The 10,949-nt window shown below is 71.3% G+C and carries 11 protein-coding genes and 1 pseudogene; 3 read left to right on the top strand and 9 right to left on the bottom strand.

Annotated features, from left to right (window positions below):
• Positions 1-261: 261 nt before the first annotated feature.
• From BGP03_RS16705 to fdh, 4 genes are all read right to left on the bottom strand, one after another.
• Complete coding sequence (locus BGP03_RS16705; protein ID WP_299736680.1) at positions 262-843, bottom strand: HPP family protein; 582 nt, start codon at positions 841-843, stop codon at positions 262-264.
• A gap of 28 nt (positions 844-871) precedes the next feature.
• Complete coding sequence (gene nrfD / locus BGP03_RS16700; protein WP_298796367.1) at positions 872-1,903, bottom strand: NrfD/PsrC family molybdoenzyme membrane anchor subunit; 1,032 nt, start codon at positions 1,901-1,903, stop codon at positions 872-874.
• A complete protein-coding gene (locus BGP03_RS16695; RefSeq protein WP_296367099.1) occupies positions 1,900-2,727 on the bottom strand; it encodes a 4Fe-4S dicluster domain-containing protein in 828 nt (275 codons plus the stop codon). The genes nrfD and BGP03_RS16695 overlap by 4 nt, the downstream gene beginning before the upstream one ends.
• 80 nt (positions 2,728-2,807) lie before the next feature.
• Positions 2,808-6,149 (bottom strand): formate dehydrogenase, encoded by a 3,342-nt coding sequence (gene fdh, locus BGP03_RS16690; RefSeq protein WP_296367086.1) that lies wholly within the window; start codon positions 6,147-6,149, stop codon positions 2,808-2,810.
• Positions 6,150-6,379: 230 nt separating this feature from the next.
• On the opposite strand from fdh, the gene BGP03_RS16685 reads away from it, so the two are divergent.
• Positions 6,380-6,715, top strand: a complete 336-nt coding sequence (locus BGP03_RS16685) for a DUF3040 domain-containing protein (RefSeq protein WP_296367087.1) — start codon at positions 6,380-6,382, stop codon at positions 6,713-6,715.
• A gap of 153 nt (positions 6,716-6,868) precedes the next feature.
• Positions 6,869-7,564 (top strand): hydrogen peroxide-dependent heme synthase, encoded by a 696-nt coding sequence (gene hemQ / locus BGP03_RS16680; protein WP_298796369.1) that lies wholly within the window; start codon positions 6,869-6,871, stop codon positions 7,562-7,564.
• Positions 7,565-7,798: 234 nt separating this feature from the next.
• Here hemQ and BGP03_RS16675 read toward each other — a convergent pair whose 3' ends face one another.
• The gene (locus tag BGP03_RS16675; RefSeq protein ID WP_298796371.1) at positions 7,799-8,752 is read right to left on the bottom strand and encodes a helix-turn-helix domain-containing protein; all 954 of its coding nucleotides are present in this window, start codon (positions 8,750-8,752) and stop codon (positions 7,799-7,801) included.
• A gap of 18 nt (positions 8,753-8,770) precedes the next feature.
• On the opposite strand from BGP03_RS16675, the gene BGP03_RS16670 reads away from it, so the two are divergent.
• Positions 8,771-9,046: a hypothetical protein gene (locus tag BGP03_RS16670; protein ID WP_299736676.1), complete on the top strand. Its 276-nt coding sequence runs from the start codon at positions 8,771-8,773 to the stop codon at positions 9,044-9,046.
• A 395-nt stretch (positions 9,047-9,441) separates the two neighbouring features.
• On the opposite strand, the gene BGP03_RS16665 is transcribed toward BGP03_RS16670, so the two are convergent.
• From BGP03_RS16665 to BGP03_RS16650, 4 genes and pseudogenes are all read right to left on the bottom strand, one after another.
• A complete protein-coding gene (locus tag BGP03_RS16665; protein WP_296367093.1) occupies positions 9,442-9,666 on the bottom strand; it encodes a hypothetical protein in 225 nt (74 codons plus the stop codon).
• Positions 9,663-10,103 (bottom strand): CBS domain-containing protein, encoded by a 441-nt coding sequence (locus BGP03_RS16660; protein ID WP_296367095.1) that lies wholly within the window; start codon positions 10,101-10,103, stop codon positions 9,663-9,665. The genes BGP03_RS16665 and BGP03_RS16660 overlap by 4 nt, the downstream gene beginning before the upstream one ends.
• Positions 10,104-10,227: 124 nt before the next feature.
• Positions 10,228-10,530: a DUF3040 domain-containing protein gene (locus BGP03_RS16655; protein WP_296367097.1), complete on the bottom strand. Its 303-nt coding sequence runs from the start codon at positions 10,528-10,530 to the stop codon at positions 10,228-10,230.
• A 227-nt stretch (positions 10,531-10,757) separates the two neighbouring features.
• Positions 10,758-10,949, bottom strand: a pseudogene (locus tag BGP03_RS16650) (cytochrome b); the annotation flags it as partial.

The raw sequence follows: 10,949 nt of genomic DNA, 5'->3' as shown, positions 1-10,949 counted from the left end.
GTGACCAGGTACAGGATCGCGATGTCCTTGGGGTCGGTCGTGTGCAGCATGTGCAGCAGCCGCGACCCCTTCACCGTCGGGCGGGCCGGATACGGCCGGCTGGTGATCGGCTTCGGAGCTACGTCGGTCATGTCAGCCTCCGGCCTGGGGGACATGTTCGCCGCGTCGTGGCCGGTCGCCACGTCGCACGCAAAGTGTGCCGCAACAGTTGCATTCCCGCATCCCCCGTGTGCTCGAGTGGGCGGATCCATGCGCACGGTGTCACCCGGTCCGGTCCCGGTACTCGGTGGCGGTCTCGGGGCGCAGCCCGGGGACTCGGGCGAGAAGCGGTCCGAGGAGCAGGACGATGCCCAGGCCGATGAGCAGGCCGTAGAGGGGTGGGCCGGGGCGGGCGATGCCGCTGGCGACGAGCAGGGTGGTGGCCGCGGCGGGGGCGTGATGGGCGCCGAGCAGGGTGAGCAGGGCGACGGTGAGCGCGATGGAGAGGGCTTGCGCGCCGGCCTGGGGGAGGGTTTCCCGGTCGAGCTGGGTGACCGCCGGCGAACTCCACAGCCCGAACAGCGCCAGCGCCGCCACGCCGGCACCGACCGCGACGCCGTGTCCGATCAGGGCGTTGCGCAGCCGGGCCGTGACGCTGGTGGGGTGGGCGAGGAACACGTACGCGGTCGGGCCCAGGGTCGCGGTGAGCCACACCCCGCCCACCCCACCGAGGCCGCCCAGGTAGTGGTCGGCCACGCCCACACCGGCCAGCAGGGCACCGGCCAGCACGGCCAGCCGCACGGCGACCCACCCCCGGACACCCATCACGGCATCGCGCCGGCGGGACGTGGTGGGGGAGGGCACCGCGAGTCGGTGGGTACGCCGTGCGCGGTCACGAGGCCGGGGGCGCCGCCGCGAGTGGGGGCGATGCTGGCGGTGTCGATGCGGGCGGTGTCGAAGAGGGCGGTGTCGAAGCGAGCGGTGTGCTGTTGTCCGCGCGTGCGGCGAGCCGGGCCCGCTGGGGCACGATGACGTCGCGGGGGTCGGCGGCCGAGGCCCGGCCGGCTTCGAAGACCCCGAACCGGGTGGCGACCGACCCGGCGAGCAGCGCCGCCCCGGCGGCTGCGGACATACCCCGGACCCGGTGGCCGAGTAGCCCGCCGAGGATCCCGGCCGCGGACAGCGCGCGGGCGCCGCGCATCCAGGCTCCGGCCCGGCCGGTGTGGTAGTGCTCGCCGATGAACCCCAGCCGTCGCCGCAGCACGGCGGCGGCGGTGAGCTCGACCGCTGCGCCGAGGATCCCGAGCCGGACGGCCGGGGTGTTCTCCCCGGTGGGGGAGCCGACCATGGCGAGGCCACCGGCTGCGGCCAGCGCGCTGCCGGCGAACACGATCGGCATCTCGCGGTGCGCGTCGTGCCAGGCCGGGATGGCGGTGTTGGTCAGCAGCACCGCGGTGTAGGTGGTCATCGGGCCGCCGAGCGCGGCCGCGCCCACGCCCGCGACGCGTCCCAGGACGGGGGCGATCCCGGTCAGGGTCGATGCGGCGGCGGCGAGGCTGAGCGCGGAGAACGGCGACAGGATCCAGGTGCCGATCGACAGCGGCGACGTCGGTTTGATCACCCGGAGCATGTGCAGGAACCGCGTGGGCCGGCCCAGGTCGTGGATGAGCAGCCCGGTCCCGGCCAGCGCCCCTCCGGCTGCGCCGAACCGGGCGACACGGCTCAGGGCCGGGCGGCCGGTGGCCGCGGCGAGCTCGGCGAGAACCGCGGACGCGCCGGCGAGGCCGCCGCTGAAAAGGTACAGCGGGACGTCGGGCACCTTCCAGGTGGGTTGTTTGAGGATGGGGCGCCCGTAGTAGGAGTCGAAATCCGGTGCCGGCTCCACGGTCGCCGGGGGGACCGCGAGCTTCTCCCGGCGGCTCACCGCCGGCCCCCGATGAACGCTGCGGCGACCGCGACGACGACACCGGCCGCGGTGAGAGCGGCGTGCTTCCACATCTCGGGCAGGTCGCGGGTGGTGACGATCGGGTCGGGGGGCAGCCCGTAGACCTCGGGGCGGTCCAGGAGCAGGAAGAACGCGCCGTCGCCGCCGACCCCGTCGTTCGCGTCGTGCCCGTAGAGCTGGGCTTTCTCCATACCGCGGTCGTGCAGGTCGGCGAGCCGCGTGGCGGCGGTCGCGCGCAGCTCGTCAAGAGGGCCGTACTGGATGGAGTCGGTCGGGCAGGCCTTGGCGCAGGCCGGTTCCTGCCCGGCGCCGAGCCGGTCGTAGCACAGCGTGCACTTCCAGGCCCGGCCGTCCTCGGGCCGGATGTCGATCACCCCGTAGGGGCAGGCGGGCACGCAGTAGCCGCAGCCGTTGCAGATGTCCTCCTGGACCACGACCGTGCCGAACTCGGTGCGGAACAGTGACCCGGTCGGGCACACGTCGAGGCAGGCGGCATGGGTGCAGTGCTTGCACACGTCCGAGGCCATCAGCCAGCGCATCTCCCGGTCGCCCTCGTCGGCGCCTTGAGGCACCGAGGGCATCCCGAGGTCGACCGGCGGCGGCCCGGTCTGTTCGACGAACGCCACGTGCCGCCACGTCGACCCGCCGAGCCCGACCGTGTTGTCATACGACATCCCGGACAGGTCGCCCGGCCCGGTCGACTGCTCACCCGTGCTCGCGGCGGGCACAGCGTTCCACTCCTTGCACGCCACCTCACAGGCCTTGCACCCGATGCACACCGAGGTGTCGGTGAAGAACCCCATCCGTGGCGGAGCGTCGGTATGACCGGCCTCCCCGGCGGGGTCGGCCAGCGGTCCGGCCAGTCGGGTATCGAGATCGAAGGTCACGATCCGGCCTTTCCGTTCGAACGGGAATCACCGGGGTGCCCGGTGACGGCGGTGGTACCGGTCTCGTCGGTGATCCCGGCCCGGCGCTGATACTCCGCGACCAACGCATTGCGGGCCGCCCCGGTGGGGCGGCGACCGGGCCGGATGTCGCAGCTCGCGGCCTTGGTCGGTTGGATGTGCACGTTGGGGTCCAGCGTGATCGGCAGCAACTCGTTGGCGGAGTCACCGGTGGACAGGCCATTGGCGCCCCAGTGATAAGGCAGCCCGATCTGGTGCAACGTGCGTCCGCCGACCCGGATCGGGCGCATCCGTTCGGTGACCAGCACCCGGGCCTCGATCACCCCACGCGGAGTGATGATCGTGGCCCACCCGAGATGGGTCAACGCGCGCTCTGCAGCGAGGGCGGGGGAGACCTCGCAGAAGAACTCCGGCTGCAGCTCCGAGAGATAGGGCAGCCAGCGGCTCATCCCGCCGGCGGTGTGGTGCTCGGTGAGCCGGTAGGTGGTGAACACGTACGGGAAGATCTCCGCGCCGGGCTCGCGTCCTGACGGGCTGAGCCGGTTGAGCCGGTGCGGGTACACCTGTCGGGCCGGGTTGGCCTGCTGGCCGTAGAGCATGTTGGGCACCGGGGACTCGGCGGGCTCGTAGTGCGCCGGCAGCGGTCCGTCGGTGAGCCCGGCCGGGACGTGCAGCCACGCCCGGCCGTCGGCCTGCATGATGAACGCCTCGTTGCCGCCGATGGCGTCCTCGCGCTGCGCGTCCGCGGCGGGCCGGTAGGTCGGTGACTTGGTGGGCTGGAAGTCGGGCACGTCGTGCCCGGTCCACCTCTCGTGCTCGCTGTCCCACCACACGTAGGCCTTGCGGTCGCTCCACGGCTTCCCGTCCGGGTCGGCGGAGGCGCGGTTGTAGAGGATGCGGCGGTTGGCCGGCCAGGCCCACCCCCACTCCGGCGCGACCCAGGACTGCTCGGAGCCGGGCTTGCGCCGGGCGGGCTGGTTGGTCCCGTCGGCGTAGGCGCCGCAGTAGATCCAGCAACCGCACCGGGTCGATCCGTCGGCCTTCAGCTCGGTGTAGGACGACAGCGGTCCGTCCGGACCGGTGCCGTTGATCTCCGCCAGCACCGCCTCCGCGTCAGGTTCGGCGATGTCCGGGCGGCCGGGGGAGGTCGTGGTCGGATAGTCCCAGGTCAGATCCAGCAGTGGCCGGTCCCGCGGATCGGTGGACCCGGCGAGCTTGTCGCGGATGATCCGGCCGAGGTGGTAGTAGAACCACAGCTCGCTGCGTTGGTCCCCGGCCGGGTCGACGGCCTTGTGGTGCCACTGCAGCATCCGCTGGGTGTTGGTGAAGCTGCCGTCCTTCTCGGTGTGCGCGGCCGCGGGCAGGAAGAACACCTCGGTGCCGATGTCCCGGGTGCGCAGCTCCCCGGACTCGATCTCCGGGCTGTTCTGCCAGAACGTCGCGCTCTCGATCATCTGGAGGTCGCGGACCACCAGCCACTTCAGGTTGGCCAGGCCCATCCGGTTCATCTTCGCGTTCGCCGTTCCCACCGCCGGGTTCTCCCCGACCACGAAGTAGCCCTCGCTACCGCCCTCGACCTGCTTGAGAACGGTGTCGTAGTTCGAGTGCCCGCTGGTCAGCCTGGGCAGGTAGTCGAAGCAGTAGCCGGTCTCGGCGGTGGCCGCGTCACCCCACCAGCTCTTGAGCAGGCTGATCGCGTAGGCGTCCATGTTGCCCCAGTAGCCCTTGGTCCCCGCGTCCGCGGAGATGTAGGACTCCAGATCGAGGTGTTCGTGGGCATGCGGCATCGGCAGGTACCCGGGCAGGATGTTGAACAGCGTCGGGATGTCCGTGGAACCCTGGATCGAGGCGTGCCCACGCAGCGCCATGATCCCGCCCCCGGGGCGGCCGATGTTGCCCAGCAACAGCTGCAGGATCGCCGCGCTGCGGATGTACTGCACCCCGACCGTGTGATGGGTCCAACCCACCGCGTAGACGAACGCGCTGGTCCGCTCCCGCCCGGAGTTGCTCGTCAGGGCGTCGGCGACCTGAAGGAACTGGGCCTCGCTGATGCCGCAGATGTCGGCGACCTTGTCCGGGGTGTAGCGGGCGAAGTGCCGCTTCAGTACCTGGAAGACGCACCGCGGGTGCTGGAGGGTGTCGTCGCGCTCCGGGGTGCCGTGGAACGGTGAGCCACCGCTTCCCGCCTGCTCGCCACGGTCGGTGTCGGACGCGCGGCGGGCCTTCTCGCCACGGCTCCCGATCTGCTCGTCGGCGGTCATGGTCGACCACTGGTCACGCTGACCGGCCGCCGCAGCGACGTCGGCGCCCTCGTACTGCCAGCTCGACGGGTCGTAGTGACGCGTGTCCTCATGGAACCCGGAGAACAGGCCGTCGAGGTCCTCGGTGTCGCGGAAGTCCTCCCGCAGGATCATCGGCGCGTTGGTGTAGGCGATCACGTAGTCGCGGAACCACAGATCGTTGTCCAGCACGTGCCGGATCAGCCCGCCCAGGAAGGCGATGTCGCTGCCCGCGCGCAGCGGCACGTGCACGTCGGCGACCGCACTGGTGCGGGTGAACCGTGGATCGACGTGGATGATCGTCGCGCCGCGCTTCTTGGCCTCCATCACCCACTGGAACCCCACCGGGTGGCACTCGGCCATGTTGGAGCCCTGGATGACGATGCAGTCGGAGTTCTGCAGATCCTGCTGGAACGTCGTGGCGCCGCCGCGACCGAAACTGGTCCCCAGACTGGGGACGGTGGCGGAGTGTCAAATGCGGGCCTGGTTCTCGATCTCCACCGCACCCAGCGCGGTATAGAGCTTCTTCATCAGGTAGTTCTCTTCGTTGTCCAGCGTCGCCCCGCCCAGACTGGCGAACCCGAGGGTGCGTCGCAGCACCACCCCGTTCTCGTCGGTGTCCTGCCAGGTCCGACGCCGGGTCTCGATCACCCGGTCGGCGATCATGTCCATCGCCGTGCCGAGCTCGAGGTCCTCCCACTCACTGCCACCCGGGCGCCGGTAGCGCACCGTCTGGACCCGGCTCGGGGAGGTCACCAGCTGCGTGGACGCCGATCCCTTCGGACACAGCCGGCCCCGTGACACCGGTGAGTCCGGGTCCCCCTCGATCTGGGTGACCCGTTCGTCGCCGACGTAGATGTTCTGGCCACACCCGACCGCGCAGAACGGGCACACCGACTTCACCACCCGGTCCGCGGAGACCGTTCGGGGCGCCAGGGCGCGGCTGCCGTCGGACTTCACCGCGGTGCCACGTCCCAACGGGTCGTTGGTGGTCATCTGCCGGTACGCCGGCCAGCCCTCGATCCACGTCCGCACACCCATGCCGCCGACCTTCCTCACCGAACCACCACATCCAACGAGCCCCCGCAGGGTAACGGCAACGGTTGCGATGATGCACGCGCTGGCCCGTAGCCGACGGGAGCTGAACCGCATGTGACCGGACCGGCTGCGCCGCCAGCTGCGGCCGCGCTCGCCGGCCCAAACAGGTCTATGCTGGATAGCAACTGTTGTGTAAGCGCATCGGTAGGCGGGTACTCGACGGTCACGAAGTGATGACGGTGGGAGGTCCGGTGCTCAGCGAGCGGGAACGCAGATGGTTGGGACAGATCGAACAGGGCCTGTGTTGCGAGGACCCGGACCTGGCTCGGCGCTTCGAGTCGATCGGTGGACGCCTCGACCGGGGCGCACGCGGCGTGCCGCATCGCGGTGTGCCGCAGTCCGGCTGGGCGGCCTGGTTCCCCGTCGCCCCGGTGGTGCTGCCCCTGCTGTTGATGATCCCCGCCGCGCTCGCCGCGAGCACCGTCGCGCTGCTGGTCTGCGCCGGGCTCACCCTGGCCGCTCTGGGCCAGCAACTACTGCGTCGTCGTGGCACCGCGGACCCGACCTGAGGGTGGTCATGCCGATCGCACGATTGCGATCAGGACCTGCGGATCGCGGCACGTTGCCCACCGGACCTGCGGGTGCGCGAGAGTTGACTGGAGATAAACATTGCTATTACGCAATGGTGGCGCATATGCACATCAGTGAGCACTATGGGTGAGGTGACCCGGCCCGACCACCACCGCCTCAACGACACGATCCGCTACAGCATGTGGTCGGCCCTGCGGATCCGACCCGGCCGCCTCGGGGTGGACCGGATCTCCGCCGCGCGACAGGCGAGCACCTTCCTCGACGGATTGCCCGCCCGGCAGGTCACCGCCCGCGGCGTCTACGACCTCGCCGGGCTACGCGCGGACGCCGACTACCTGTTGTGGTGGCACGCGGACGAGGTCGCGACGTTGCAGTCCGCGCTCACCGACCTGCGCCGCAGTACGGGGCTGGGTCGGGCGTCGGTGCCGGTGTGGAGCCAGGTCGCGGTGCACCGGCCCGCGGAGTTCAACAAGAGCCACGTCCCGGCGTTCCTCGCCGGCGAGCCTGCGCGGCGCTACGTCTGCGTGTACCCGTTCGTGCGTTCCCGCGAGTGGTATCTGCTGCCCGCTCCCGAGCGGCGGCGGATGCTCGCCGAACACGGCCGGGCCGCCCGCGAGTTCCCCGACGTGCGCGCCAACACCGTGCCGGCGTTCGCGCTGGGCGACTACGAGTGGATTCTCGCGTTCGAGGCCGATGAGTTGCACCGCATCGTGGAGCTGATGCGCCACCTGCGCGGGGTCGGGGCCCGCCGCCACGTCCGTGCCGAGACTCCCTTCTACACCGGCCCACGGGTGTCGATCAGCGACGTCGTCACGCGCGCGCCATAGCCGACGTGCCACCCGTCCGGGGCGGTCGACGCGCGGCGGGCCGGGGCGCTGTCGTCGCCGAGGGCGGGGCCACCGCCGCGGCGGCGATCGGGCGATCACCAGCAGCGACCTCACGCGGCTCCCCCGCCCGGTGGACGCATCGTGAAATGCGCGGCAAGCCGACACTGCGGCGTAGGCTGCGACGGCGATGCCTGGACGCGACCGTACCCAGGACCCGATCTCCACGACCCGATCTCAGAGAGGCGCGCCGGGCAGGACATCCGAGCCGAGGGGGTCGCGGCCGACGACCGGGTCGGGCGGCAGGTCGGAGGCTGGTGCTCCCCAGACGAGGACGAGGGTCAGCGCGGCCCGGTGGGCGGGGTCGTCGAGGGCGGGGCCAAAGACCTCGCGCAGCTTCCGCATCCGGTAGCGCACGGTCTGCGGGTGCACATGCAGGCAGTCGGCCATCGCAGCCCGCTCGCCCATGTGGGTCAACCAACAACGCAGGGTGTCGATCAACCGGTCCCGCGCGGGCGGGGTGAGCCCGTCCAATGGCGCCAGGCAGCGCTCCCGCAGCGCTGCGAGGGCGAGCGGGTCGCGGTGCACGATCAGGGTGTCGAGGTGTTCGTCGACGAACACCGGGTCGGCGGGCAGCACCCCGGCTTGCGCCAGCCGCGAGGCGTGCTCGGCGAGGGGCAGCGTCGCGGGCAGGGCTTCGATCGCCACAGTCGACCCGATGACCGCGCCGACGCCGGTCAGCTCCGTGCGCAGCCGTGTGCGGTGCCCGGGGCCCTGCGGGTCGGCGACGATGCTCACCGGGGCGCCGGCATGCCATCCCGTCAGGCATTGCCCCGGGGAGCGGGCCATCCGCTGCAGACCGTCGCGGTCGGGGTCGACGAGGACGATCGCGGCCGTTCGGGGCAGCACCCATCCCGCCCGCGACGCCTGGGCCTGCACCGACGGCAGGTCCGCGCGACCCGAGAGCAGCAGAGCGTGCAGTTCGTCGCGGGCGTGCGACTGCTCGGTGCTCGGGTGCTCCTCCAGGTAACCCTCCAGCGTGGCCTGCGCGAGATGCTCGACGGCGTTGAACAGATTTCCGGCCACCGCGACCAGAAGGTCGGCCGGGTAACCGCCCTGCACTGCCAGCTGGGCCACGTGCGACCAGGCGATGGCCGCGCCGTCCCGGTACACGCCCAGCAACGCGGTCACCGGCTGACCCTGGCTGTGGTGCATCCGCCCGATCTGCGCGAACAGTGCGTGTTCCATGCCCGCCCGTCGCGGATCGGCACCGGGGCCTCCGAGCAGCCGGAGCACGCAATGCCGCGCCGCGCCCAGGACCTCGTCGAACTCACCGGCGAGAAACCCCGCATAGTCCGGATGCTGTTGCTCGAGCATCTCCCGGACCTCGGTGAGGATCACCGGGAGCCGATCCACGACAGCATCGACCAGACCGTCGAGATGTACGGGGTCCAGGACATCCCCGCCTTCGTCCCAGCGCGATGACATTGTCTGCGCCCTCCTCGCCGTCACGGAGGCCTGTCTGTCGGCCACCAGATAGCGGGTACCCATCCCGGAACACGAGTATGCTTGGACGCAATCATTGTGCTACAGCACACGCACGTGGGCCGATCGGCCACTTGTAGGACGACGCCGGGCGTGCGACCGGCGCGAAGGCCGACGAGCGCCACGTCGTGGTCTCGGTCCTGGCCGCCGTCAGACCATCGGGTCGATCCACGACACCGTGGCGGGGCAGCTCGATCCCGAAAGACGCGGCGGGCGAGCCGGCACCGGTGTCGCCGTGCGGGTCGACCAGCGACTACTCGGTCTGACCGCCGCGATCTGGCACAACGACCGCCGTCCGCGGGATCAGCCGGCTGAGCGGCTGGAGCCCGGGCGGATCACACGGAGCGGATCCGGTCGCAGGTTCGTTGCACCTCGTCCCAGACCCGGCGGGCCTCGATGTCGCGGTCGAGCCAGCGCCGGGCGGTCGCGGCGGCGTCGTGGTCGCCGTTCTCGGCGAGGACATGCAGGTCCACGATCCGGTCCCGCCAGCGGGTGTCGTGGACGGGAGGACGTGCCGTTGCGGTGTCGGCCGGGTCGCTGTGGTGTCCGGGCCGGGTCATCGATGGGCCAGGTACATGTCGCGCAGGACGTCGGCCTCGAGCTGCATCTCCTCGACCCGGTGGCGGACCACGTCGCCGATGCTGACCAGCCCGCACAATGCTCCGTCGCGCACCACAGGGAGGTGGCGCTGCCGGGAGCGGGTCATCTGCGCCATCAGGTGCGCCAACGTGTCCTCGGGGGAGCACACCGGCACGTACCGGCTCATCACGTCGGCCACGGCCATCTCGCCGACCGGCCCGTGCGAATCCTTCAGGGCACGGATGATGTCACGTTCGGTGACGATGCCGTCCACGTGGCCGTGGGCGTTGTCGCAGACGACCAGCGCCCCGATCGCCGGCGGGCCTGCCAGTCGTGTGACCGCCTCGGCCACCGTGTTCCACGAGAAGATGGTGTGCACCGTGTCACCCTTGCGCTGCAGGATGTCTGCGACCTTCATCCGGTCCTCCACTCCACGTCGTGCTCGAACAACGTGACTATTGTTGCGCTTGCGCACCGTTTGCGCAACGGCACTGTGCGGCGGATCATGCGCTGTGATGTTGCTGGCCGGGGGAGGTGAGGACCTAGCCGGCGCCCGGCCCCGGGTCGTGGTGCTCGTGGCGTCGAGCGTGCAGCACGAGGGCGGCGAGAGCCACGACCGCGCAGAGCGCGGTCGTGACGGGCAGGTGCAAGGCGACGCCTGCGGTCAGCAGCATCAGGGACAGGGCGATCACACCTGCGTAGTTGCAGCGTTGCGTGGTGTCCGAAGCCGTTCTCCTCGAACCGTTCGCCGCGGTGGCCGCCCATCGACGTGCGAGGGCGGGATCGGCGGCGAGCAGGCGGCGTTCGATAGCGGCCAGGGCGTGTCGGTCGTCGTCACTGAGCACGGTGGTGCCCGGCGGTCGTCGGGAGGCTGTGCCACCGCTGATGGGCCGCCGCTCGGGAGCGGAGCACGGGGTCGAGTGGTTCTGCCGGTCCCGGCACGCGGTGTGGCCCGGGATCGGGACGCTGCCCGCAGAGGCGGTATCGGGCAGGCCCCGCGGTGCCCGCGCCGCCTGGTGCGACCGTCTGTGCGGGTTCCCGACCCGGGGTACTCATCGCGAACCGGCCATGGTCAGCCCCGGGGCAGGGCGGGAGTGCCGGCGGCGTGGGCCCGGGGTTCCTGTCGCCGGGCCGGCGAGCTCTGGTCCGGTGGGTCCGGCGTGAGCAGCGAGCCGGCGACGGGGGCGCCCCCGACGCCGAGCTGGTTCATCTTCCTGGGCACCGGGGCGCCCTGGTAGGCCAGCGGGATCGGGTGGCCGTGGTC

Origin of the sequence: Pseudonocardia sp. 73-21, from assembly GCF_001899645.1 — a bacterium.
Taxonomy (GTDB): Bacteria; Actinomycetota; Actinomycetes; order Mycobacteriales; family Pseudonocardiaceae; genus Pseudonocardia.
Note: the sequence above shows the minus strand (reverse complement) of the source record. Positions and strands in the feature narration are given on the sequence as shown.